The organism is Burkholderia sp. AW49-1 (genome assembly GCF_053427845.1).
The window spans coordinates 33,041-57,859 of record NZ_JBSAXF010000015.1 but is presented as its reverse complement, the minus strand read 5'-3'; the positions used below and the strand labels follow the sequence as shown (position 1 = coordinate 57,859).

Annotated in this window: 22 protein-coding genes; 6 read left to right on the top strand and 16 right to left on the bottom strand. The window is 67.1% G+C overall.

The genetic code is table 11. The features are described 5' to 3' along the window. Nucleotides 1-98 precede the first annotated feature (98 nt). Entirely contained in the window at nt 99-509 is a 411-nt protein-coding gene (locus ACV22W_RS21960) for an ACT domain-containing protein (protein WP_448021698.1), read from the top strand. Nucleotides 510-601: 92 nt separating this feature from the next. On the opposite strand, the gene ACV22W_RS21955 is transcribed toward ACV22W_RS21960, so the two are convergent. Both ACV22W_RS21955 and uraH read right to left on the bottom strand, forming a co-directional pair. Next, a complete protein-coding gene (locus tag ACV22W_RS21955; protein WP_448021696.1) occupies nt 602-1,795 on the bottom strand; it encodes a urate hydroxylase PuuD in 1,194 nt (397 codons plus the stop codon). A 53-nt stretch (nt 1,796-1,848) separates the two neighbouring features. After that, nucleotides 1,849-2,202, bottom strand: a complete 354-nt coding sequence (uraH, locus tag ACV22W_RS21950) for a hydroxyisourate hydrolase (protein WP_448021695.1) — start codon at nt 2,200-2,202, stop codon at nt 1,849-1,851. Between the two features lie 512 nt (nt 2,203-2,714). Here uraH and ACV22W_RS21945 point away from each other — a divergent pair. Next, nucleotides 2,715-4,127: an 8-oxoguanine deaminase gene (locus ACV22W_RS21945; RefSeq protein WP_448021693.1), complete on the top strand. Its 1,413-nt coding sequence runs from the start codon at nt 2,715-2,717 to the stop codon at nt 4,125-4,127. Nucleotides 4,128-4,254: 127 nt separating this feature from the next. Here the strand turns inward: ACV22W_RS21945 and ACV22W_RS21940 are convergent, their stop codons facing one another. Further along, nucleotides 4,255-5,184: a LysR substrate-binding domain-containing protein gene (locus ACV22W_RS21940; protein ID WP_006762467.1), complete on the bottom strand. Its 930-nt coding sequence runs from the start codon at nt 5,182-5,184 to the stop codon at nt 4,255-4,257. A 222-nt stretch (nt 5,185-5,406) separates the two neighbouring features. Further along, nucleotides 5,407-5,616 (bottom strand): dodecin, encoded by a 210-nt coding sequence (locus ACV22W_RS21935; protein ID WP_006755984.1) that lies wholly within the window; start codon nt 5,614-5,616, stop codon nt 5,407-5,409. A gap of 135 nt (nt 5,617-5,751) precedes the next feature. Between ACV22W_RS21935 and ACV22W_RS21930 the strand changes: the two genes are divergently transcribed. After that, a complete protein-coding gene (locus ACV22W_RS21930) occupies nt 5,752-6,645 on the top strand; it encodes an NAD(P)-dependent oxidoreductase (RefSeq protein WP_448021691.1) in 894 nt (297 codons plus the stop codon). Between the two features lie 77 nt (nt 6,646-6,722). Here the strand turns inward: ACV22W_RS21930 and ACV22W_RS21925 are convergent, their stop codons facing one another. The 4 genes from ACV22W_RS21925 to ACV22W_RS21910 form a co-directional block, all read right to left on the bottom strand. Beyond that, nucleotides 6,723-7,169: a hypothetical protein gene (locus tag ACV22W_RS21925; protein ID WP_027784713.1), complete on the bottom strand. Its 447-nt coding sequence runs from the start codon at nt 7,167-7,169 to the stop codon at nt 6,723-6,725. A 331-nt stretch (nt 7,170-7,500) separates the two neighbouring features. Next, nucleotides 7,501-7,932, bottom strand: a complete 432-nt coding sequence (gene mscL / locus ACV22W_RS21920; RefSeq protein WP_034207569.1) for a large conductance mechanosensitive channel protein MscL — start codon at nt 7,930-7,932, stop codon at nt 7,501-7,503. A 249-nt stretch (nt 7,933-8,181) separates the two neighbouring features. Continuing rightward, a complete protein-coding gene (locus tag ACV22W_RS21915; RefSeq protein WP_448021689.1) occupies nt 8,182-9,357 on the bottom strand; it encodes a tetratricopeptide repeat protein in 1,176 nt (391 codons plus the stop codon). A 78-nt stretch (nt 9,358-9,435) separates the two neighbouring features. Next, nucleotides 9,436-10,116 carry a PspA/IM30 family protein gene (locus ACV22W_RS21910; RefSeq protein ID WP_044843730.1) on the bottom strand — a complete coding sequence of 227 codons (681 nt, stop codon included), beginning with the start codon at nt 10,114-10,116 and terminating at the stop codon, nt 9,436-9,438. A gap of 437 nt (nt 10,117-10,553) precedes the next feature. Here ACV22W_RS21910 and ACV22W_RS21905 point away from each other — a divergent pair, with 437 nt between their 5' ends. Next, nucleotides 10,554-13,076, top strand: a complete 2,523-nt coding sequence (locus ACV22W_RS21905; protein ID WP_448021688.1) for a penicillin-binding protein 1A — start codon at nt 10,554-10,556, stop codon at nt 13,074-13,076. Between the two features lie 87 nt (nt 13,077-13,163). Here ACV22W_RS21905 and ACV22W_RS21900 read toward each other — a convergent pair whose 3' ends face one another. From ACV22W_RS21900 to mfd, 4 genes are all read right to left on the bottom strand, one after another. Beyond that, entirely contained in the window at nt 13,164-13,634 is a 471-nt protein-coding gene (locus ACV22W_RS21900) for a DUF3574 domain-containing protein (protein ID WP_448021687.1), read from the bottom strand. A gap of 133 nt (nt 13,635-13,767) precedes the next feature. After that, on the bottom strand, nt 13,768-14,787 hold the full coding sequence (locus ACV22W_RS21895) for a threonine/serine dehydratase (RefSeq protein ID WP_059817680.1): 1,020 nt from the start codon (nt 14,785-14,787) through the stop codon (nt 13,768-13,770). Between the two features lie 59 nt (nt 14,788-14,846). Continuing rightward, nucleotides 14,847-16,067 (bottom strand): acetylornithine deacetylase, encoded by a 1,221-nt coding sequence (argE, locus tag ACV22W_RS21890; RefSeq protein WP_448021686.1) that lies wholly within the window; start codon nt 16,065-16,067, stop codon nt 14,847-14,849. Between the two features lie 96 nt (nt 16,068-16,163). Further along, nucleotides 16,164-19,634, bottom strand: coding sequence for a transcription-repair coupling factor (gene mfd, locus ACV22W_RS21885; protein ID WP_448021685.1), 3,471 nt, complete (start codon nt 19,632-19,634; stop codon nt 16,164-16,166). A gap of 108 nt (nt 19,635-19,742) precedes the next feature. On the opposite strand from mfd, the gene ispD reads away from it, so the two are divergent. Next, entirely contained in the window at nt 19,743-20,453 is a 711-nt protein-coding gene (gene ispD, locus ACV22W_RS21880; RefSeq protein ID WP_448021683.1) for a 2-C-methyl-D-erythritol 4-phosphate cytidylyltransferase, read from the top strand. A 28-nt stretch (nt 20,454-20,481) separates the two neighbouring features. After that, nucleotides 20,482-20,967 carry a 2-C-methyl-D-erythritol 2,4-cyclodiphosphate synthase gene (ispF, locus tag ACV22W_RS21875; protein WP_175718041.1) on the top strand — a complete coding sequence of 162 codons (486 nt, stop codon included), beginning with the start codon at nt 20,482-20,484 and terminating at the stop codon, nt 20,965-20,967. A 144-nt stretch (nt 20,968-21,111) separates the two neighbouring features. On the opposite strand, the gene ACV22W_RS21870 is transcribed toward ispF, so the two are convergent. The 4 genes from ACV22W_RS21870 to ompR form a co-directional block, all read right to left on the bottom strand. Further along, entirely contained in the window at nt 21,112-21,639 is a 528-nt protein-coding gene (locus ACV22W_RS21870; protein ID WP_044843722.1) for a carboxymuconolactone decarboxylase family protein, read from the bottom strand. A 76-nt stretch (nt 21,640-21,715) separates the two neighbouring features. Continuing rightward, the gene (locus tag ACV22W_RS21865) at nt 21,716-22,264 is read right to left on the bottom strand and encodes a peroxiredoxin (protein ID WP_006478563.1); all 549 of its coding nucleotides are present in this window, start codon (nt 22,262-22,264) and stop codon (nt 21,716-21,718) included. A 189-nt stretch (nt 22,265-22,453) separates the two neighbouring features. Further along, entirely contained in the window at nt 22,454-23,815 is a 1,362-nt protein-coding gene (locus tag ACV22W_RS21860) for an ATP-binding protein (protein ID WP_448021682.1), read from the bottom strand. A 40-nt stretch (nt 23,816-23,855) separates the two neighbouring features. Next, nucleotides 23,856-24,590, bottom strand: coding sequence for an osmolarity response regulator transcription factor OmpR (gene ompR / locus ACV22W_RS21855; protein WP_004192636.1), 735 nt, complete (start codon nt 24,588-24,590; stop codon nt 23,856-23,858). Nucleotides 24,591-24,819 lie beyond the last annotated feature (229 nt).

Sequence of the window (24,819 nt, the reverse complement as noted above, 5' to 3'; positions counted from 1 at the left end):
CAGGCCCACGACGTCGCCGCTGCGTCGAAGGCGTCGATCGCGTGCTATCGTGCCCGCATCGCCACCGCACGACGCCCGGTTCCCGGGCCGTCCCCACGATGAGCCAACCTGAAAACGACCTCGCGATCCTGTTGCGCACGATGCAGCCCGAACTGCATCGCGGCGCGTTCGCCTTCGTCGCACTGCCGGCCGATGCAGACATATCGTTATCCGAAGCGATTGCGACGTTCCGCGAAACGGAGGGCATGACCGTCGTCGTCGACGAGGCAATGGCCGCGCGCCGCGGCTGGCCCGTGCTGTTGCGCGCCGCATGGATCACGCTGACGGTGCATTCGGACCTCGCGGCGGTCGGCTTGACGGCCGCGTTCGCGAGCGCCCTCGGCGCGGCGGGCATCAGCTGCAACGTGATGGCCGCCGCGTATCACGATCACATCTTCGTGCCGTTCGACGACGGCCCGCGCGCGCTCGATGCGCTCGTCGCGCTGCAGCGCGACGCGATGCGGAGCTAGCGGAGACACGTTCCGCGCGGGCAAAAAAACGGGCCCGTTTCCGGGCCCGCGAACGGAGAGGATTGCGCCGGCAACCGGCGCCGCACGGCGGCTTACTTGACCGCGCCGCCCTCGAACCAGGCGGCGAGCTTCACGCGCTCGTCGTCGGTCATGTGCGTGACGTTGCCGATCGGCATCGCCTTCAGGCGCACGGCCTGTTCGTAAATGCGTTGCGCGTTCTTCGACACTTCGTCCGGCGTGTCGAACATCACGCCGGCGGGCGCGCTGCCCATCAGCGTCGGCTTCGCCGAGTGGCACTCGACGCAGCGCTGCTGCAGGATCGGCATGATGTCGTTGATCACGATCTTCGGTGCGTTCGCCGCCTGCGCTTCCGGTGCGACCGGCTTCGGCATCGTCCACACCAGTGCGCCCGACAGCAGCGCGACGCCGCCGATCGGCAGGTACCACAGCTGCTGGCCGCGGTGACGCATCACGAAGAACTGACGGATCAGCGCGCCGGCCAGCATGATCAGCACGAGCACGACCCAGTTGAACTTGTTCGTGTACGTCATCGCATAGTGGTTCGACAGCATCGCGAACACGACCGGCAGCGTGAAATACGTGTTGTGCACCGAACGCTGCTTGCCGCGCTTGCCGTAGATCGGGTTCGGTTCTTCGCCCTTGAGCATCTTGTCGACCATCTTGCGCTGGCCCGGGATGATCACGAAGAACACGTTCGCCGACATGATCGTCGCGAGCATCGCGCCGACGATCAGGTACGCCGCACGGCCCGAGAAGATGTGGCACGCGAGGTACGCGGCGACGACGACGTAGACGCCGACGCAGATGCCCAGCACGCGATCGTTGGTGCCGAGGATGCGGCACAGCGAGTCGTAGACGATCCAGCCGGCCGCGAGGAAGCCGAGGGCGGACGCGACGGCGACCACCGGGCCCATGTCGAGCACGCTCTTGTCGATCAGATACGTGTTCGGCGCGAGCAGGTACAACACGAAGAACAGCGAGAAGCCCGACAGCCAGGTCGTGTACGACGGCCACTTCGACCAATGCAGGTCATCCGGCATTTCGGGCGGGGCGACCGTGTACTTCTGCATGTTGTAGAAACCGCCGCCGTGGACGTGCCACAGCTCGCCGAACACGCCGCGCTTGCGCTGGTTCGCGTCGGTCGGCGGTTTCAGGCTGTTGTCGAGCGCGACGAAATAGAAGGACTCGCCGATCCACGCAATGGCGACGATGACGTGCAGCCATCGCAGCGCGAGGTTCAGCCAGTCGGTGATGAAGCCTTCCATGAAACTCCTCCAGACTCAGATCGTTGTCTTTGATGCGGGCGCCGATGCGGGTGTCAGCTGCCGCGATAGGTGCTGTACGACCACGGCGACACGAGCAGCGGCACGTGGTAGTGCGATGCGGTGTCGGCAATGCCGAAGCGCAGCACGACGCGGTCGACGAAGCGGGGTTCGGGCACCTTCACGCCGAGCGATGCAAAGTAGTCGCCGGCATGGAACACGAGTTCGTATTCGCCGGCGGCGAGCGCCGCGCCTTCGAGCAGGGGTTCGTCGCAGCGACCGTCGCCGTTGGTCAGCACGGTCTTGATCGCGCGGCGCGATTCGCCGTCCAGCGCGTAGAGGTCAACCTTGATGGCAGCGCCGGGGCGGCCGTGTGCCGTATCGAGTACGTGGGTAGTGAGCTTTCCCATTCGCAATTGTCCTTGTGTGAATGCGAGGTTCGGCGGCGACTCGATCCATTGACTGTGCGGCGGATCGAGGCTCCACGTCACGTGGCTACATACCCGTCGGCGAGAGTGAAGCGAGCGCCGTGCAGGCATTGTAAAAAGGTTCCCCGTGCAAATACGGGCGCGATATCAAAGATAATGCGCCGCGCATGAACCGCTGTCGACGCCCCGCCGGAAGCCGCCGGCGGCCCGGGATTCCGGCGTCTGCCGGGGCCGCGTGCGGCGTACCATATCGAAACCGTGAAGCGCGGTATTCCGGATCGCGCATTGTGCGTTGCGCGCGGTTGGGCGATGCTCCGGCCGTGCGCATCGGGCCGTGGGCCCGCGCGTACCCCGAAGACGGCATTCACGCCGGGTAACCGGGCCAGCGCGTTCGAACGGACGCAGGCACCGGGGCGTGCCGCGAATCAGCGTTCGAACGGCCTTGTGATGGTCTCCGGGAGCGGCTCCCGGGGGCAGAACGACGCGGAGAACGCATGAACCTCGAGCAGCACGCCGGCGCACGCGCGCCGCACCCATCCTCATCCCGCCCGACGACCCTGCTGGTCAAGCACGCCGACGTGCTCGTGACCATGGACGACACGCGCCGCGAATTGCGCGACGCGGGCCTCTATATCGAAGACAACCGGATCGTCGCGGTCGGCCCGAGCGCCGAGTTGCCCGATACCGCCGACGAAGTGCTCGACCTGCGCGGCCACCTCGTGATCCCGGGGCTCGTGAATACGCATCACCACATGTACCAGAGCCTCACGCGCGCGGTGCCGGCTGCGCAGAACGCCGAGCTGTTCGGCTGGCTCACGAACCTGTATCGGATCTGGGCGCACCTGACGCCCGAGATGATCGAGGTGTCGACGCTGACCGCGATGGCCGAACTGCTGCAGTCGGGCTGCACGACGTCGAGCGATCATCTGTACATCTATCCGAACGGCAGTCGGCTCGACGACAGCATCGGCGCCGCGCAGCGAATCGGCATGCGCTTTCACGCAAGCCGCGGCGCGATGAGCGTCGGCCAGCGCGACGGCGGGCTGCCGCCCGATTCGGTCGTCGAGCGCGAGCCCGACATCCTGCGCGATGCCCAGCGCCTGATCGAGACCTATCACGAAGAAGGCCGCTACGCGATGCTGCGGGTGGTGGTCGCGCCGTGCTCGCCGTTCTCGGTGAGCCGCGGCCTGATGCGCGACGCGGCCGTGCTGGCGCGCGACTACGGCGTGTCGCTGCACACGCACCTGGCCGAGAACGTCAACGACATCGCGTACAGCCGCGAGAAGTTCGGGATGACGCCTGCCGAATACGCGGAAGATCTCGGCTGGGTCGGCCGCGACGTATGGCACGCGCACTGCGTGCAGCTCGACGATGCGGGTATCGGCCTGTTCGCGCGCACCGGCACCGGCGTCGCGCACTGTCCATGTTCGAACATGCGGCTCGCGTCGGGCATCGCGCCGGTGAAAAAGATGCGTCTCGCGGGCGTGCCGGTCGGGCTCGGCGTCGACGGTTCCGCGTCGAACGACGGTGCGCAGATGGTCGCGGAAGTGCGGCAGGCGCTGCTGCTGCAGCGGGTCGGGTTCGGGCCCGACGCGATGACCGCGCGCGAGGCGCTCGAGATCGCGACGCTGGGCGGCGCGAAGGTGCTGAACCGCGACGACATCGGCGCGCTGAAGCCCGGCATGGCCGCGGACTTCGCCGCATTCGACCTGCGCCAGCCGCTGTTCGCGGGCGCGCTGCACGATCCGGTCGCGGCGCTCGTGTTCTGCGCGCCGTCGCAGACGGCGTACACGGTGGTGAACGGGAAGGTGGTGGTGCGGGAAGGGCGGCTCGCGACGCTCGACCTGCCGCCGGTCATCGAGCGTCACAACGCGCTGGCGCAGGCACTCGTGGAGGCGTCGCGCTGACGCATCGATGTGAAGGCCGCGCCGCGCGCCGCTGATCGGGCGCGCGGTGGCGGTGGCGGCCGCCACACGCCGCGCATCGCACCGGGCCGCACCGCGACGGCACGGCCGGCGCGTGCGTCGTGCGCGATTACGCCTCGATCAGCGTGCGGGTCGCTTCGGCGACGAGGCTGCGCAGCCAGCGCACCTCGTCGGAGTAGTGGCAGCGTTCGTGCCACAGCTGGTAATACTGCATCGGCGGAAAGTCGAGCGGTGCCGGCACGACCGACAGCGGCAGGAACTTCGCGTAGTGATCGGCGAACAGGCGCGTCGTCGTGAAGATCAGGTCGGACTTCACCAGCACGTACGGTGCGAGGTTGAAGTACGGCAGCGTGACGACCACGTGACGCTTGAGCCGTTCGCGCGCGAGATGCACGTCGATCGCGCCGCGCTGGCCGACCGAGTACGGCGTCGGCGCGAGATGCGGCGCGTTCAGGTACTGGTCGAGCGTGAGCCCGCCGCGCTTCGCGAACGGATGCGTGTTGCTCATCAGGCAGACGATTTCGTCGACGAACAGGTTCGACAGGTGCAGTTGCTCGGGCGGCTCGGGCCAGTTGCCGACGACGATGTCGAGCTTGCCGTCTTCCAGCGCGAGCTCGTAGTCGAATGCGGGGCCGAGCGAGTGGAACTCGAGCGTCGCGTTCGGTGCCGCCTGGCGGAAGCGTTCGACGACGGTCGGCACGAACAGCACGTTCAGGTAGTCGGGGCAGCCGATCCGGTAGCAGCGGATCGACGTGGCCGGGTCGAAATTGTGCTGCTGGAATTTGATGCGCTCGATTTCGCGCAGTGCGTTCTGCACCGGCTCGAGCAGGCGCAATCCGTATTCGGTCGGGACCATGCCGGACTTGCCGCGCACGAGCAGCGGGTCGCCGGTGATGTCGCGCAGGCGCCGCAGTGCGGCGCTGATCGCCGGTTGCGACTGGTTCAGTTTGACGGCCGCGCGCGTGACGCTGCGCTCCATCAACAAGGTGTGCAAGACGCGCAAGAGGTACGTGTCGATCGCCTCGCGTTGCTGACTCATGATTTCTCCGGTTTATATGGCTGGGCTGATCGAGGGGTGATGTGGGTATATGGTTTTTAATATGAACGAAAGTCAGCGTCAAGAGATGGATACCCGCAGACGCGCGCCGGCCGGGCCTCGCGAAGGCGGGGCGGACGGGGCGTGATGCGGGGGGGCGCGGCGCCGCGCGGATGCGCATTGCACGGATCCGGTGGCCAGGGCACCGCGCGTGACGCGCGTGCGTCAGTCGTCGATGCGCATGCCGACTTTCAGCGTGACCTGCCAGTGGATGACCTGGTCACCTTCGATGTGCCCGCGCGTTTCGGTGACCTGGAACCAGTGCAGGTTGTGCAGCGTCTTGCCGGCTTTCGAGATCGCGTTGCGGATGGCGTCGTCGCACGATTGCCGCGACGAACCGGTCAGTTCGATCAGCTTGTAGACGTGGTCGCTCATGATGCGCTCCCTGGGATGTCGGTGTGTGCGGCCGGCGCAAGCGGCGGGCCCGAGGCGGCACCACGCGTGTCCGGCTTCTTGAGTGATAGGTATGATGGGCGGCAAGTGCAACCCCAATTGGAGACGAGGAACATCGTGGAAGTCGGATTTTGCGGACCGGGATTGATGGGCGCGCCGATGATTCGGCATTTGCTGGCGGCGGGCCATCGGGTCAGCGTATGGAACCGGACGCGCGCCAGGGCCGAGGCGCTCGAAAAGGATGGTGCGCAAGTGGTCGACACGCCGCGCGAACTGGCCGAGCGCGTCGACACGGTGTTCGTGTGCGTGCTCGACGGCCGCGCGGTCGGCGACGTCGCGTTCGGCGAGCACGGGCTCCTTGCCGGCGATGCGAATGCGCGCCGCCTGAAGCGCATCGTCGATCATTCGAGCATTCCGCCTGCGGCGACGCGCGACTACGCGTCGCGCGCGGCCGCGCTCGGCGTCGGCTGGATCGACGCGCCGGTGTCGGGCGGCGTGCCCGGCGCGCAGGCCGGCACGCTCGCGGTGATGGCGGGCGGCGGCGCGGCCGACCTCGACGCGGTGCGGCCGCTGATCGACACCTATGCGTCGCGCATCACGCACATGGGCGACGCGGGCGCGGGCCAGACCGCGAAACTCTGCAACCAGGCGATCGTCACCGCGACGGTGACCGCGATCGCGGAAGCGGTCGGCCTCGCCCAGGCGAGCGGCATCGACGCCGCGCGTCTGGCCGACGCGCTGGCGGGCGGGTGGGCCGATTCGGTGCTGCTGCAGACCTTCGTGCCGCGCATGACGTCAGGCGGTCATCCGCCGATCGGCGCGCTGAGCACGTTCCAGAAGGACGTCGACGCGATCGCCGACGCCGCGCGCGACACCGGCGCGGTGATGCCCGTATCGGCCACGGTGCAGCAGGTGCTGCGGCTGGGCGCCGCGCAGGGGCTCGCCGGTGCCGATTTCGCTGCGTTCATCGACATCGTCCGGCCCGGCAACGGGCGCGCGACCGCGCAGTGATCGCGCGGCGACGGTGAAGCGGGAAGCCTGAATGGCCGATGGGCCGCCCGGAGGCGGCCCATCGTGTCGGTGTCGGTTCAGCCGAGGGAGCGCGGTGTCGTATCGCCGGCGTTCTGGCGTCCGAGGCCGCCGCGCAGGCTCGCCTTCGTGCCTGCACCAAATTCGGGCAGGATGCGCGCGCGGGCGCGGCTCGCGAACACGAGGAAGCCGAAGCCGTTCGCCTCGTACCAGTACCCGCCGTTCTCGAGGCCGTCGAGCGGTTGTTCGAGTGCGTTGGCGATCGATTCGATGCAGCGCTTGCGCAGTTCGGCGATGGCCGGATAGGGCGGCTGAGCGCCGCGCACGCTGCACAGGAGCACGTCGAGGCCGGGCAGCACATGCGCATAGAGGACGGGCTCGTCCTGTGCACGGGCGCGGGCAATCTTGGTGTCGAGCTGCGCGAACGGTTTCGAGTGGCGCAATACCGCGAGGAACGACTCCTGGCCGTCCTGTTGCGCACGTCGACGTTTTTTCGGGAAGGACATAAACACTCGCCTCAAAAACAATTGCAAGAAATGCGGCACTTTCATGCGACCCACTCCCGGCTATGTACGCCGCATGTCGATCCTTTATAGCACACGAAAATGCTGCACTCGTGCGGTACGACGATCAATGTCTCCCGTCGACCCGCTTGCCACGATGATCGACACAGCCAGCGTCTTGGCGCCCGTACTGTCGTTTAGTCTCCATCATAGACCTGCTTTTCCCGCGCGTGCATTCGCGCGTCACAAAAAAGTGAGACAGGCCGCGCACGGCGCGTGCCCATGAAAAAGGCCCGCACTTGGCGGGCCCGGCGGATGCTGCGTCGCGCGGTGCTCAGCGTTGCTTGAGCGAATCGCGGATCTCGCGCAGCAGCACGGTGTCTTCCGGCGTCGCGGCCGGCGCGGCTTCTTCCGGCTTGCGCAGCTTGTTGATGAATTTCACCATCAGGAAGATGATGAACGCGAGGATCACGAAATTGATCGCCACGGTGATGAACGAGCCGTAGCCGAATGCGGCGACGCCCGCGGCCTGCAGGTCCTTGAACGAATCGGGATTACCCTTGAACGACGGAGGGATGGTGCCGAGCAGAACGAACTTGTTCGAGAAATCCAGACCGCCCGTCAGCACGCCGATGACCGGCATGATGAGGTCTTTCACGACCGAGTCGACGATCTTCGAGAATGCGCCACCGATGATCACGCCGACGGCGAGATCCATCACATTGCCTTTGACGGCGAACTCCTTGAATTCCTTGATTATGCTCATGAGCGGCTTTCTCCTGGTTGGGCGAGGGGAGGCGTGCCGCGACGCGCAGGGCTGCGAAGCGTCTGGCGGGTCGGAGGGGGATCGGAGGCACGCCGATGGCCGCATGATAGCGAACGTGCCCCATTGCCGGTAGCCCATCTTGAAATGATTAACAAATCACGGACGGGGCCGCCGCGAGCGGAAATGAAAGGAATCGCGGTATGACGGGGCGGGCGCGGCGCGATGCGTCGACGCCCGCGTGTGCACGGCTCAGGTGTTGTCGTCGGTCCAGCCGTCGTCGTTGCTGCCGAGATCGACGCCGCCACCGCCGTTGCCGTCGCTCCAGTTCGAGCTGTCGCCGCGGCCGAAGTCGAAGCCCGGATCGTTGTTCTCCTGGCGCCGGCGCTGGTCGTCGACGATCACGTCGCGTTCGACCACGCGTTCGCGGCCGCCGGACATCGCCTCGCCGAGCAGCACGCCCGTCAGCAGCCCGCCCATTCCGCCGCCGAAACCACCGCCTTGCTGGACCACGACGGGCGGCTGCTGTTGCGGATACGGCTGCTGCGGGTACGGTTGCTGCTGATATGGCTGGCCTTGCGTGCCGGTCATGCGATCGGCTTCCTGCGCATACACGGAGCCGCCGCCGTTCGCGGGCGCCGCGGGCTGCGCGCTCGGATCGGGGCGGCCCTCGACGCGCGCCTTCACGCTCGCATGGCGCTGTTCGAGTTCGTCGATGCGATACGGCGGCACCGGGTTCTTGCCGTTCGACAGCGTCTCGACGAGCGTGCGTGCATCGGTCTCGATGCCTTCGAGTTCGCCGGTGAGCGCGGCGGCGCCCGGCGCCGTCGACAGCTTCGCGTCGAGTTTCAGCGGACGGATGTCGTTCAGCACGTCGGTCGCGCGCTTCAATTGCGTGCGGCGTTCGTCGTCGGCGCGGCTGTTGTCGGCGGAGCGCGCGCGCCGCAACGTCCAGCGCAGCACCAGTGCGATGATCGCGACGATCAGCCCGAGGCCGATCCACATGCCGGTCGACGGACCGTGTTTCGCGACCGGCGCGGCGGGCGCGAGCGACGACTGCAACGAACCGGCCTGCGTGGCCGACGGTGCGTTGCCGCTGGTGCGCGCGACGTCGGCGCGAATGCGCGATTCGGTCTGCGCGAAACGCGACGCGTCGGTGAAGCGCAGTTGCGGATCGAGCGACTTCGCCCGCTGCAGTTGCACGAGCGCGTCGGACGCGCGGCCTTCGCGGTCCAGCACCTGAGCGTACAGGTAGCGCGCATGCGCGTTGTTCGGATGCGCGTCGATGACTTGCGATAGCTGCGTGTCGGCTTGCTGCCAGTTGCGCTGCGCGATCGATTGTTCGACCTGCTGCAGCGACGGGACCGCAAACGCGGCGGACGACAGCAGCATCAGCGAAAGGCCGAGAGCGGCGAGAGATTTCTTCATGGTCGAACCGGGCGCGAGCGCCCGTCTCCTGACGATCGGTGCGCGCCGCGGGCCCGGCGGGCCGCGGCGCGGTTGCCGTTACTGCGCGGGCGTGTCGAGCTGCTTCTTCAGCGCGGCGAGGCGGTCCTCGACCGACGGACCCTTGTTCAGCGCGGCGAGCTTGTCGTCGAGCGCCTTGCCGCTCGACGTGTCGGCCGAGTTCAGGCGGGCATCCGAGCGCGCGTTCTGCAGCGCGACCTTGTCCTCGAGCTTCTGGAAGTCCTCGGACAGGTTCTTGCCGCCGATGCCGCCGAGCGCGCTGGCCGCGACGTCCTTCGCCTGCGCGATCTCCTGCTTGGCCTGCAGGATGTTCGAGCGTGCGTTCAGGTCGTTGCGGCGCTGACGCATGTCGGCGATCTGCCCCTTCAGCTTGTCGACCGACGGCTCGAGCGTCGTCAGTTCGGCCGCGAGCGCATCGCGCTCGGCTTCCGCGTTCGACTGCGCGGCGAGCGCCTCGCGTGCGAGCGCTTCGTCGCCGGCCTGCAGCGCGCGCTTCGCACCGTCCTCGTACTTCTTCACCTTGTCATCGGCCGCATCGCGCTTGCTGCGCTGGGTCGCGACTTGTGCCTCGATCTCGATCAGCGAATTCTCGGCACGGCCGATGCTGTCGTCGAGCTCCCGCACGATCTGCCGTGCGTCGCGCGAAGGATCCTGTACCGAGTCGGCCGCATCGTTCAGCAGGCCTTTGATCGTGCGCGAAACAGAGTCGAAAAGCGACATGAAATCCTCCGTGGTTGAAAGGTGCCGCGTCGGCGGCAATGCCCGTCGCGAATCGGTTCCGACCCGCGTGAGCTGGCGGATATTACACCGCCGGCCCCTTAAATACGGCTTAAGTGCCGGAGTTCAAGCGCCATGCGTGTGCGGATTTCAACCTTTCGCATCTGAAAGAAATGCCGCGGCACGCACCGGGTTGCGAGTCCATGATAGGCGGAGCATGGCGCCAATACGTTCTGCAATTCACGCTTGTGCGGGAATTTTTACAAAAAATCGCGAAGCCGGTCGGTCGATTTCATTAAAATGCGCTGTCACGTCGCGGGAACGGATCGCCGCGCGGCGGGGTCTGTCGACGTGACAGTTGCCACGATGCACCCACTCTGATTCATCCGCTTGCATTTTCCGCATGCGTCCGAGGGCGCCACGCCGCCCGCCATTCCGACATGCCAATTATCAAACGACCGTCTTCTCCTTCCGACCGGAACGAACCTCACTACACGTTGCGCCGTTCGCCGTCGGGAGCCTATCACCCCGATGACGACGACCGCGGCGACGACGACCGGCACGCGCAGCGTCGCGGAGGCGGAGGCGGCGATCGCCGTTCGTTCGGCTCGCGCGTCGCGCTGTGGTTCGTCGGCCTGTTCGCGACGCTCGCGATCGTCGGCGCGCTGATCGTCGGCTACGCACTCGTCGTGATGGCGCCGCAACTGCCGTCGCTCGATGCGTTGACCAACTATCAGCCGAAGGTGCCGCTGCGAGTGTTCACCGCCGATCACGTGCTGATCGGCGAGTTCGGCGAGGAGCGCCGCAGCCTCGTGCGCTTCCAGGACATTCCCGACGTGATGAAGAAGGCGGTGCTCGCGATCGAGGACTACCGCTTCTACGAACACGGCGGCGTGGACTTCCTCGGCATCCTGCGCGCGGGCGTCGCCGACCTGATGCACGGCGGCGCGCGCCAGGGCGCGAGCACGATCACGATGCAGGTCGCGCGCAACTTCTTCCTGTCGAGCGAGAAGACGTATACGCGCAAGATCTACGAGATGCTGCTCGCGTACAAGATCGAAAAGGCCCTGACGAAGGACCAGATCCTCGAGCTGTACATGAACCAGATCTACCTGGGCCAGCGCTCGTACGGTTTCGCGGCCGCCGCGCGCGTGTATTTCGGCAAGGACCTGAAGGACATCACGCTCGCGGAAGCGGCGATGCTCGCGGGGCTGCCGAAGGCGCCGTCCGCGTACAACCCGGTCGTCAATCCGAAGCGCGCGAAGGTACGTCAGGAGTACATCCTGAAGCGCATGCTCGAGATCGGCTACATCACGCAGCCGCAGTACGACCAGGCGGTGAAGGAAGAGATCCACGTGCGCACGCCGGGCAATCAGTACGCGGTGCACGGCGAATACGTCGCAGAGATGGTGCGGCAGATGATGTACCAGCAATACAAGGACGAAACCTATACGCGCGGGTTGACCGTCACGACGACGATCAACTCGGCCGACCAGGAAGCGGCTTACCAGGCCGTGCGTCGCGGCATTCTCGACTACGAGCGCCGCCACGGCTATCGCGGGCCGGAAGGCTCGATCAACCTGCCGGCGGCCGGCGACGATCGCGACGAGGCGATCGACGATGCGCTCGCCGATCACCCGGACAACGGCGACCTGCAGTCGGCGGTGGTGCTGGCCGCGTCGCCGAACGCGGTCGAGGTGCAGTTCGTCGGCGGCGCGACGACGACGATCGGCCCGGCCGGGCTGCGTTTCGTGTCGGCCGCGCTGAGCCCGCGCGCGAATGCGACGCTGCGGATCAAGCCGGGCTCGATCGTGCGCGTGCTGAAGGACGGCAAGGCGGGCTGGCAGGTCGTGCAGCTGCCGCAGGTCGAAGGCGCGCTCGTCGCGATCGCGCCGCAGGACGGTGCGATCCGCTCGCTCGTCGGCGGCTTCGACTTCAACAAGAGCAAGTTCAACCACGTGACGCAGGCGTGGCGCCAGCCGGGCTCGTCGTTCAAGCCGTTCATCTACTCGGCGTCGCTCGACAAGGGCCTCGGGCCGGCGACGATCATCAACGATGCGCCGTTGTACTTCCCGCCGAGCGTGCCGGGCGGCACCGCGTGGGAGCCGAAGGACGACGATCAGCCCGACGGCCCGATGTCGATGCGCACGGGCCTGCAGCGTTCGAAGAACCTGGTCTCGATCCGGATCCTCGCGTCGATCGGCACGCAGTACGCGCAGGAGTACGTGACGCAGCGCTTCGGTTTCGATCCGGCGAAGACGCCGCCGTATCTGCCGATGGCGCTGGGTGCCGGCCTCGTGACGCCGCTGCAGCTCGCGACCGGCTATGCGGTGTTCGCGAACGGCGGCTACAAGGTCGATCCGTACCTGATCGCCGAAGTAGACGACGCGCGCGGCCAGCCGCTGCAGAAGTCGCAGCCGGTGATCGCCGGCGGCACCGCGCCGCGCACGATCGAAGGCCGCAACGCATACGTGATGAACAGCCTGCTGCACACGGTCGCGACGGCCGGCACGGGCGCGGGCACCAACGCACTCGGCCGAAGCGACCTGCAGGGCAAGACGGGTACGACGAACGATGCGAAGGACGGCTGGTTCGCCGGCTACCAGCAGTCGCTCGTCGCCGTTGCGTGGATGGGCTTCGACCAGCCGAAGAGCCTCGGCAGCCGCGAATTCGGCGCGCAGCTCGCGCTGCCGATCTGGGTGAACTACATGCGCACCGCGCTGAACGGCGTGCCCGAGCAGCAGATGCCGATGCCGGACGGACTGACCTCGATCGACGGCGAGCTTTACTACGCTGATCGCACGCCGGGCAACGGTTTCGTCGCGAGCGTGGACATCAACCCGGCCGCGAACGCGATCAGCGCGAACGACGCGCTCGGCTCGGCCGGCTCGGAAGGGCTCGCGCCGCCGCCCGTCACGCAGCAGGAGAAGCAGCAGATCATGGACATGTTCCAGAACAAGTAAGCGATACGCGGATGTTTCGCATGCGACGGGCGCCTTCGGGCGCCCGTTTTCTTTTGCGTGTCGCCGTGCGCCGGCGATGAAGACGAATCAGAACGACGCGCAGGCCGGCACGAGCGTGATGCCGACGGACTCCTGCCGGAAGCGCTCGCGGTACGCTTGCCGGATCTCGGCAAGCCGCGCGTGCGTGTTGGCCGTATCGTCGGCGACGATGCGGACCACGAAACTCGCTTCGCGGATGATCCGGCCGGTGGCGCGGTCGCGCCATTGGCCGCGGGTGTCCCAGTAGGTGAAGCCGTCCGGGAAGCGCGGCGTGACGACGTCGGCGAGGAACGCCGCGCGTTCCGCATCGGTGACGGGGCCTCGTCCGGCGATATCGCGCCCGAACAGCAGGTCGGCCTGCAGCATCCGGTGCGCGTCCGGCTGCACGCAGGCCGTGGGCGTGTCGACGACGGGCGAGGGCGGTGCCGCGCAACCGGCGAGCAGCGCGATGGCGGCGGTGCCGATCGCATGGTGCGCGCGATGCCGCCACGTCGCGGGACGGGCGCTCGAAGGCGGCATCTGCCTATTTCGCGTCCGGCGTGCTTCGCGCGCGTAAAACGCTGCGCGCTCAACCACTTGCGTGCATGTCCGGCGGGTTATCAACAGGGCTGTCAACATAAACTGGGGATAACCCGGAGTGCCGTGCAGGGCGTCAGTGCTGCAGTTTCGCGTGCGCGAGATGCATGCCGAGCGTCGCGGGGTCGGTGTTGGTGCCCGACAGCAGCACGCCGACCCGCTTGCCCTGCAGCGTTTCGCGCAGCGGGCCGAGCAGCGCCGCGAGCGCGGCCGCGCACGCCGGTTCGACCGCCAGCTTCAGGTGCGAGAACAGGAACAGCATCGCCGCGCGCAGCGCGTCGTCGGACACCGTGACGATGCGGTCGACGTGGCGCCGGCACAGCTGGTAGCTGTATTCCTCGGTGTGCGGCGCCATCAGCGAGTCGGCGATGGTCTGCATCGCGCTCATCTTGATCGTGTGATTCGCCGCGAAGCTGCGGCTCATCGCGTCGGCGCCTTCCGGTTCGACGCCATACACGTGCACGCGCGGATTCGCGAGCCGCAGCGCGGTCGCCATGCCGGCCGCGAGCCCGCCGCCACCGATCGGCACGATCACCGCGTCGAGATCGGGCGTCTGCGTCGCCCATTCGTAGCCGAGCGTCGCGGTGCCGAGAATCGTGTGATAACCGTTGAACGGATGGATGAAGAAGCGGCCTTCCTCGGCCTCGATCCGGCGCACGAGGTCGAATGCCTGCGACGCGCTGCCGGCGAGCACGACTTCCGCGCGGTACTGCTTGCACTGCGCGATGCGCGCCGGGCTCGCGGTATGGAACATCACGACTTTCGCGCTGCTGCCGAGCCGCATCGCCGCGTACGCGACGGCTGCCGCATGATTGCCGGCCGACACACACGTGACGCCGGCGTTCTTGCGCGCTTCGTCGAGCGCCAGCAGGTGTGTAAACGCACCACGCACCTTGAAGCTGCCGCTCACCTGCAGCAGCTCGAACTTGAAGTTGACGTGCGTGCCCTCGAGGGACGGCAGGTCGGCGCGCTCGAACACGGGCGTGCGTGCGACCCACGGTGACAACGCGAAATGCTGCGCGGCGATTTCGTCGAGCGTCGGAATCGGCTCGCCGTCGATCGTCGTATGGGCGGTGCCCTGTTGTTCAGTCGACATGACGTGGCGGGTGGCGGGGTGGGCCGGCCCGCACACGCAGGCCGGCGTGGCGGGGGCAGTCAGCGTGCGTCGACCGACATGCTGCGAATGAACTTGCGCAGGAACTGCTCGCAGGCGGCGAGCTGCGCGAGTTCGACATACTCGTTCGGCTTGTGCGCCTGTTCGATGTTGCCGGGCCCGCACACGATGCTCGGGATGCCCGCGCGTTCGAACAGGCCGGCCTCGGTGCCGTATGCGACCTTGCGCTTGTCCTGGTCGGCCGTCAACGCGCGCACGAGCTGTGTGATCGCGGCCTGTTCGGTCGCATCGAGCCCGGGTGCGGCGGCGATCTTCGAGAACTCGATCGCCGCGTTCGGATGCTCGCGACGCATCTGCGGCAGCAGCGTTTCCTGCGCATACGCTTGGATGCGCGTGAAGATCTGCTCGGGATCGAGCGTCGGCAGGTTCCGGAACTCGAAGTCGAACCGGCATTCGGCCGGCACCGTGTTGATCGCGTTGCCGCCCTGGATCGTGCTCGTTTGCGCGGTCGTGAACGGCACGTCGTACAGCTCGTCGAACGGGCCTTCGGCGCGGAAGCGCTCGGCGATGTCGCGGATGTGGCAGATGAGGCGCGCCGCGTATTCGATCGCGTTCAGGCCCTTCGGCGTCAGCGACGAGTGTGCCGCGTGGCCGCGCACGCAGCAGCGGTACGCGTTGATGCCCTTGTGCGCGATGATCGGCCGCATGCTGGTCGGCTCGCCGACGATGCAGCCGGACGGCTTCACGCCGCGCTTGACGAGATCGGCGATCAGAAGCGGTGCGCCCGCGCAGCCGATTTCCTCGTCATAGGACAGCGCGAAATGAATCGGCTTTGCGAGCTTCGTCGCCTGCATCTCGGGTAGCAGCGCGAGCGCCGCGCCGATGAAGCCCTTCATGTCGCACGTGCCGCGGCCATACAGGCGGCCGTCGCGCAGCTCCGGCGCGAACGGGTTGCTGTCCCACTGCTGGCCGTCGACCGGCACGACGTCGGTGTGCCCCGACAGCACGATGCCGCCGTCGGTCGAGCCGTCGTGCGCGGGCACGGTCGCGAACAGGTTGGCCCAGCCTTCGCGCGGATCGTGCGTGAGCGTCGACACGATGCCTTTCGCGGCCAGTGCGTCGCGCACCGTTTCGATCAGCCCGAGGTTCGGCACGCGGCTCGTCGTGTCCATCGACACCAGCCGCTCGATCCAGGGCAGGCTGACGAGCGAAGCGTCGCCTTGGGGGGCGGCGGACGGCGCGGGCGCGTCGAGTGTGGACATGGCAAAACTCCGTCTGATGAATGGGAAAATCATACTCAAAAACGCGTGCGCCCGCCTTCGCCGGCCGCGATGCGGTGCAGCATCGCGGCCGTGCGCTCAGCGTGCCGCGCTCGCCGCGTCGGCGCGCGGGGCGAGCGCGCGCAGCGTCTCCTTGATCGTCGACACGCGGATCGCGAGGTCGGGCGAGCGCGTCTCGATGCGCAGCTTGTCCTGGCCCGCGAGCTTGATGTGCCGGTGCTTCTGCACCATCTCGATGATCCGCATCGGATCGATCGGCGGGTTCGGCTCGAACTGCAGCCCGATCGCGGCCTCGCTCGCGTCGATCTTGACGATGCCGAGCGGCTTCGCGGCCAGCCGCAGCCGGTGCGTCTCGACGAGCGCGTGCGCCTGCGGCGGCAGCTTGCCGAAGCGGTCGATCAGCTCTTCCTGGATACCGTCGATCGCGTCGCCATGCTCGCAGTTCGCGAGTCGCTTGTACAGCGACAGCCGCTCCTGCACGTCCGCGCAGTAATCGGCCGGCAGGATCGCGGGCGCGTGCAGGTTGATCTCCGTCGTCGCGGCGAGCGGGGCGGTGAGGTCGGGCTCCTTGCCGTTCTTCAGCGCCTTCACCGCGTCGTTCAGCATGTCGGTGTACAGCTGGAAGCCGATCTCGTGGATTTCGCCCGACTGCTTGTCGCCGAGCACCTCGCCGGTGCCGCGGATCTCGAGGTCGTGCATCGCGAGATAGAAGCCCGAACCGAGTTCCTCCATCTGCTGGATCGCTTCGAGCCGGCGCTGCGCCTGCTTGGTCAGCGACTGCGGGTCGTGGACCAGCAGGTAGGCATACGCCTGGTGGTGCGAACGGCCGACCCGGCCGCGCAACTGGTGCAGCTGCGCGAGGCCGAACTTGTCCGAGCGATGCATGATGATCGTGTTCGCGCTCGGCACGTCGATGCCGGTCTCGATGATGGTCGTGCACAGCAGCACGTTCGCGCGCTGCGCGACGAAATCGCGCATCACGCGTTCGAGTTCGCGCTCGTGCATCTGGCCGTGCGCGATCACGATGCGTGCTTCGGGCACGAGTTCCTCGAGCATCGCCTTGCGGTTCTCGATCGTCTCGACCTCGTTGTGCAGGAAGTACACCTGGCCGCCGCGCTTCAGTTCGCGCAGCATCGCCTCGCGGATCACGCTTTCTTCCTCGCGCCGCACGAACGTCTTGATCGCGAGCCGCTTTTGCGGCGCGGTCGCGATCACCGAGAAATCGCGCAGCCCCTCGAGCGCCATGCCGAGCGTGCGCGGGATCGGCGTCGCGGTCAGCGTCAGCACGTCGACCTCCGCGCGCAGCGCCTTTAGCGCTTCCTTCTGGCGCACGCCGAAGCGGTGTTCCTCGTCGATGATGACGAGGCCGAGGCGCTTGAACTGCACGTCCGACGACAGCAGCTTGTGCGTGCCGATCACGATGTCGACGCTGCCTTCGTTGATCTGCGCGATCGCCGCGTTCACTTCCTTCGCGGTCTTGAAACGCGACAACTCGACGATGCGCACCGGCCAGTCCGCGAAACGGTCGGCGAAAGTCTGCGTGTGCTGCTCGGCGAGCAGCGTGGTCGGCGACAGCAGCGCGACCTGCTTGCCGCCCATCACCGCGATGAACGCGGCGCGCAGCGCGACCTCGGTCTTGCCGAAGCCGACGTCGCCGCACACGAGGCGGTCCATCGGCTTGCCGCTCGTCATGTCGCCGATCACGGCCGCGATCGCCGCGGCCTGGTCGGGCGTTTCCTCGAAGCCGAAGCTTTCCGCGAACTTCACGTAGTCGCGCGGCTCGAGCGCGAACGCGTGGCCTTCGCGGGCCGCGCGGCGCGCATACAGGTTCAGCAGCTCGGCGGCCGTGTCGCGGATCTGCTGCGCGGCCTTGCGTTTCGCGCGTTCCCACTGGCCCGAGCCGAGCGCGTGCAGCGGTGCGCTGTCGGGATCGGCGCCGCTGTAGCGCGAGATCACGTGCAGTTGCGCGACCGGCACGTAGAGCTTGCTGTCGCCCGCGTATTCGAGATGCAGGAACTCGGTCTCGCCTTCGCCGAGATCCATCGACACGAGGCCCATGTAGCGGCCGATGCCGTGCTGCGCATGCACGACCGGATCGCCGACCTTCAGCTCTGACAGGTCGCGCACCATCGCGTCGACATTGCTCGCCTGTTCCTGGCGGCGGCGCCCGGCGCGGCGGCCGAGCGCACCGTACAGCTCGGTTTCGGTGACGATCGCGTAGCCTTCGCCCGGCACCGCGAAGCCGCTCGCGAGCGGCGCGACGCCGAGCGCGAAAGGCGCGTCGCTTTCGAGCCAGCCTGCGAAGTGGTCGTTCGACGCGGGGCGCAGGTGATGCTCGGCGAGCAGTTGCAGGATCGTTTCGCGGCGGCCGGCCGATTCGACCGTCAACAGCACGCGCTTGCCCGACGATTCGACGAACGTGCGCAGCGCGGCGAGCGGATCGTCCGCATGGCGATCGACGGTGAGCTCGGGCAGGCCCGTCGCCCAGCCGCCCGCCGGCTGCGCGGGCAGCACGACGCGCGCGAACGGCTTCGCGAACGCGAAGAAATCCTCGTCGGACAGGAACAGGCGCTGCGGCTCGAGAATCGGCCGCTCGCGATCGTGCGCGAGGAACGCGTGACGCTGCTTCGTATCGGCCGTGAAGCGGCGGATCGACGCTTCGAGGTCGCCGGCGAACACGAGGTGCGCATCCTGCGGCAGGTAGTGGAACAGCGTGGCCGTCTCGTCGAAGAAGAGCGGCAGGTAATACTCGATGCCGGCCGACGGCACGCCGTTGCCGATGTCCTTGTAGATCGGCGCGCGGCTCGGGTCGCCTTCGAAGGTTTCGCGCCAGCGGCTGCGGAAGGCCGTGCGCGCGGCTTCGTCGAACGGAAACTCGCGGCCGGGCAGGAGGCGCACGTCGCGCACCGGATAGAGGCTGCGCTGCGTATCGGGATCGAACGCACGGATCGAGTCGACCTGGTCGTCGAACAGGTCGATCCGGTAGGGCAGCGGCGAGCCCATCGGGTACAGGTCGATCAGCGAGCCGCGCACGCAGTATTCGCCTGGGCGCACGACCTGGCTCACGTGCTCGTAGCCGGCCAGCGTGAGCTGCGCCTTCAGCTTCGCCTCGTCGAGCCGCTCGCCCTGCGCGAATGCGAACGTGTACGCGGCCATGAACGACGCGGGCGGCATCCGGTACAGCGCCGTGGTCGCGGGCACCAGCAGGATGTCGCAGCGGCCCTCGCCGAGGTCGTGCAGCGTCGCGAGGCGCTCGGAGACGAGATCCTGGTGCGGCGAGAACGTGTCGTACGGCAGCGTTTCCCAGTCCGGCAGCAGGCGCACGCGCGCGTCGGGCGAGAAATAGCGGAGCTCCTGCGACAGCCGCTGCGCGTCGACCGCGTTCGCGCAGATCACCGCGAGGAGCGGGACCGCGTCGCGGTTGTCGGCGAGATAGCGGGCGATGGCGAGTGCGTCGGCGGAGCCGTGTGCGCCGTCGAAGGCGAACCGCTGGCCCGGTTTGACGCGGGCGACGGGCGAGGCGAACGGGGTGGAAGCGTTGTCTGGCATAGGGACGGCAGGGGTGGCGGGCACGGGCGCATCGCGGTGCGCCGGTCGAGACGAAAGACCTATTATAAAATCCGCTTCTCGATTTCATCTTTCCGGCGTTTCCCCTTCGTGACTCCCCGACTTTTCGCCCTGATTCCTTGCGCCGGCACGGGCAGCCGTTCCGGCTCTGCCGTGCCGAAGCAATACCGCACGCTGGCCGGCCGCGCGCTCCTGCATTACACGCTCGCCGCGTTCGACGCGTGCAGCGAATTCGCGCAGACGCTCGTCGTCCTCGCACCCGACGACACGCACTTCGACGCGCGCCGTTTCGCGGGCCTGCGTTTCGCGGTGCGCCGCTGCGGCGGCGGCTCGCGGCAGGCGTCGGTGCTCAACGGGCTGCTCGAGCTGGCCGAATTCGGCGCGACCGACCAGGACTGGGTGCTGGTGCACGACGCCGCGCGCCCGGGCATCACGCCGGAGCTGATCCGCACGCTGGTCGCGACGCTGAAGGACGACCCGGTCGGCGGCATCGTCGCGCTGCCGGTGGCCGATACGCTCAAGCGCGTGCCGGCCGGCAGCGACGCGATCGCGCGCACCGAATCGCGCGACGCGCTGTGGCAGGCGCAGACGCCGCAGATGTTCCGCATCGGGATGCTGCGCGACGCGATCCTGCGCGCGCAGCGCGAGGGGCACGACCTCACCGACGAGGCCAGCGCGATCGAATGGGCGGGCCATACGCCGCGCGTCGTGCAGGGCAGCCTGCGCAACTTCAAGGTCACGTACCCGGAAGATTTCGCGCTTGCGGAAGCGATCCTCGCGCGCCCCGCGAACGCTTCCTGACTTTCACCTCATCTCAACCGGAATACGCATGGATTTCAGAATCGGACAAGGCTACGACGTGCACCAGCTCGTCCCGGGGCGCCCCCTCATCATCGGCGGCGTGACGATTCCGTACGAGCGCGGCCTGCTCGGCCACTCGGACGCGGACGTGCTGCTGCACGCGATCACCGACGCGCTGTTCGGCGCGGCGGCGCTGGGCGACATCGGCCGCCATTTCTCCGACACCGACGCGGCGTTCAAGGGCGCGGACAGCCGCGTGCTGCTGCGCGAGTGCGTCGCCCGCGTGAAGGCTGCCGGCTTCGCGATCCAGAACGTCGACAGCACGGTGATCGCGCAGGCGCCGAAGCTCGCGCCGCACATCGACGGGATGCGAGCGAACATCGCGGCCGATCTCGGACTGCCGCTCGAGCGCGTGAACGTGAAGGCGAAGACCAACGAGAAGCTCGGCTATCTCGGCCGCGGCGAGGGCATCGAGGCGCAGGCCGCCGCGTTGCTGGTGAAGCAGGGCGCGTGAGCGCCTGAAGCCAGTCCGAAGCGGCGCGCCGGTCGCGCCGCCGGAATGAAAAATGCCACGCGCTTGCGTGGCATTTTCGTTTCTGCGGTGCGGTGCGGCGCGCATGGCCGCCGCAGTGCACCGCGCTGCCGCTGGCGCGACGGCTTATTCGCCTTCGGCGGCGATCACCTGTGCGGCGGCGTTGATCACCGACGCGATACGGCCGACGTCGCGCAGCTGCGTCGTCGTCATGCCTTGCTCGTTCTTCAGCAGCGCATAGTGCGACTTCACGCAGAAGTGGCACTTGCCGACGATCGATGCGGCGAGCGCGTACATCTCGAACCTGCGCTTGTCGACGCCGCCGTGCGACGCATACGCGCCCATCCGCAGCTCGGCACGCTGCGTCTTCAGGTCGGCGTCGTCGGCCATCTCGACATACGGATACCAGGTGTTGTTCATCCCCATCAGCGCGGCCGCCGTCAGCACGGCGTTCGTCTCTTCGGGCGACAGCACGCCGGCTTCGCGGATCGTCTTCACGAGCACGGTGCTCTTCGCCGCGACCGCCGCCGCCAGCGCGACGCCGACTGCATCGGTGCCTTCGAGCGACGAGCGCGAGATCGTGCCGTCGAGGTTCAGGCGAATGTCCTTCGCGTAGTCGGGGATACGTGCCTTAATCGAGTCGATGAATTCCATTGATATCTCCTATGGGTTGGCCGTTAAAAAAGCCCGCAGGCAGGACGCGCGCCGCGGGCTTCGTGCATCGATGCGCTTACAGCGTTGCGCCGCCGACTGCACGGTTGCACGGGCACAGTTCGTCCGTTTGCAGGCCGTCCAGAATGCGCAGGACTTCTTCCGGGCTACGGCCGACGTTCAGGTTGTTCACCGAAACGTGCTGGATCGTGTTGTCCGGATCGACGATGAACGTTGCGCGCAGGGCCACGCCGGCTTCCTTGTCGCGCACGCCGAGCTGGTCGATCAGCTCGCCCTTGACGTCGCCGAACGAGTAGTGGTTCAGCTTGTCCAGGTCCTTGTGTTCACGGCGCCATGCGAGCTTCACGAATTCGTTGTCCGAGCTGCCGCCGAGCAGGACGGCGTCGCGCTCTTCGAACTGCTTCGTCAGCTTCGCGAACTCGACGATTTCCGTCGGGCACACGAACGTGAAATCCTTCGGATAGAAGTAGATGATCTTCCACTTGCCCGGGAACGACGCTTCGGTGACGGTCTCGAACGCCGACTGGCCGTTTTCCTCGTGATTGTTGAAGCCCGGCTTCGCGGCTACGACGGTGAATGCTTCGAGTTTATCGCCCACGGTTTTCATGCGGATACTCCTGTATGAGTTGGGAAGAAGACTGAGTCAAGCTACCTCGGTGCTGCAACGTTGGTGTGACAGCATGGGGTGGACTATAACACTATTAAAAAAGCGCTTCAATAGATTTTGGCTAACGATTCCCATAGTTTTTTTCAACCGCGCCGATAGTGTGACGCGCAAGAAGTGTGCGCGAACGCGTCACGCCGTCGCACGCGCCTTGCCGGCGCCAGGGAATTCGAGGGTGACTTCCAGGCCCGCTTCGGGGCTGCGGTTGCGCAGGCGCAGCGCGCCGCGATATCGGCCGACGAGGCGCAGCACGATCGCCATACCGAGACCCGTGCCGTCCGCCTTGGTGCGCGCCGTGTCGACGCGGTAGAACGGCCGCATCACGAGCGGCAGTTGGTCCTCGGGGATGCCGGGGCCCTCGTCGCTCACCGACAGCTCGACGCGCGCGTGCGTCACGCGTGTCTCGAGCGTGATGCGCGACACGCCGTCGTCGCGGCTCTGGCCGTATTTGCGCGCGTTCTCGACGAGATTGCCGATCACGCGGCGCATGTCGGTCTCGTCGGCTTCGATCACGGCGGTCGCCGCGAGCCGCGTGCGGATCTCGACACCGTCCTCGCCGGACACGCGCGCGGCGACTTCCTGAGCGATCGACGACAGATCGACGGGCTCGGGCTTGCGTTGCGACGGGCGCGCGTAATCGATGAAGGCCGCGATGATGCGGTCCATCTGCTCGATGTCGTCGACCATCGCGTCCTTGGTCGCCTGGTCGGACGGGCTCATCTCGGTCTCGAGGCGCAACCGCGCGAGCGGCGTGCGCAGGTCGTGCGAGATGCCCGCGAGCATCAGCGCGCGGTCGGCCTCGAGCTGTTCGAGATCGCGCACCATCTGGTTGAAGCTGCGGTTGGTCTCGGCCGCGACGCCCATCCCGCGCTCGGGCAGCAGCTCGGGCGTCTGGCCCGAGCCGATCTGCCGCGCGGCGAGCGCCAGCCGCGAGAACGGCCGGTTCACGAGACTCGTGATGAACGCCGAGCCGAACAGCGACAGCGCGAGCGCGAACAGGCCCCAGCCGGCCCACTGCAGGCCGGTGACGCTGTCGAGCTGGTCGCGGTCGAGCGCGACCCAGTAGTCGTCGTCGTCGATCTTGAAACTGATCCACACGCCCGGGATGTCGTTGACCGACTGCGCGATCACGGTGTCGTCGCCGAGACGGCTGCGGATGTCGTGTTCGATCAGCCGGTTCAGCGATTCGTCGGGCTGCAGCTTGAACTTGTCGGTTTTTTCGCGCGGGTACACGCGCACGCCCTCGTTGCTCTCGAGATCCTGCAGCAGCGCGCGCCGCAAATCGGGATCGGAATAGAGCAGGGCGGTGCGCGTGAGCTTCACGATCGCGACGAGCTGGAGCGCGACGCGCTGCGCGCGCGGCTCGCGCTCGATCACGCGAAAGCTCTGGAACCACGCGGCGAGACTGACCGAGATCAGCAGCGCGATCAGCAGGAAGGTGCGCCAGAACAGCCCGCCGAACGCGAGCTGCAGGAGGCGCCGGTCGATACGCATGGGACGGGCCGAGGACGGGCGAAACCGGAAAGGAAAAAGATCAGGCGGCGCCGTCGGGAATGAACACGTAGCCGAGGCCCCAGACGGTCTGGATGAAGCGCGGGCTGCCCGGATCCGGCTCGATCAGCTTGCGCAGGCGCGAGATCTGCACGTCGAGGCTGCGGTCGAACACTTCGTATTCACGGCCGCGCGCGAGCTCCATCAGCTTTTCGCGCGACAACGGCTGGCGCGGATGACGCGCGAACACCTTCAGCACCGAGAATTCGCCGGTCGTCAGCGGAATTTCCTGGCCGGACTTCGTCAGCGTGCGCGTCGCGAGGTTCAGCGAGAACTCGCCGAACTCGAACACCTCGGTGGTTTCCGACGGCGCGCCCGGCAGCTCGGCCGGCGCCTGGCGGCGCAGCACCGCGTGAATGCGCGCGACGAGTTCGCGCGGATTGAACGGCTTCGGCAGGTAGTCGTCGGCGCCCATCTCGAGGCCGACGATGCGGTCGACGTCCTCGCCCTTCGCGGTGAGCATGATGATCGGCGTGCGGTCGTTGCTGCCGCGCAGGCGACGGCAGATCGACAGACCGTCCTCGCCGGGCAGCATCAGGTCGAGCACGAGCAGGTCGAAGCGCTCGCGCACCCAGAGCTTGTTCATCGCGGTCGCGTTTTCCGCGACGTACACGTTGAAACCCTGCTCGCCGAGATAGCGGCGCAGCAGATCGCGCAGGCGCGGGTCGTCGTCGACGACGAGAATCTTGGAGGGGTTTTTCGTTTCCATGAGCGGCATCTTATCGCGAATGGGAAATTACGCACGGTCGCGTATTTTCGCGCGTTACAGTCCGTTACAAAATTTACCCGTAGTGTCGCGCGGAGTAAAGGCAGGCTATAGAGATTCCTTTACTCGAAGCCGAAATTCGGTAGATACTCCCCTGCACTCCATCTTTCATCTTTGTACGCCCGAATTCCGCAGGGTTTTTCAAGTACCAGAGGTAACCGGTTGCCGCGTGACGAAGGGA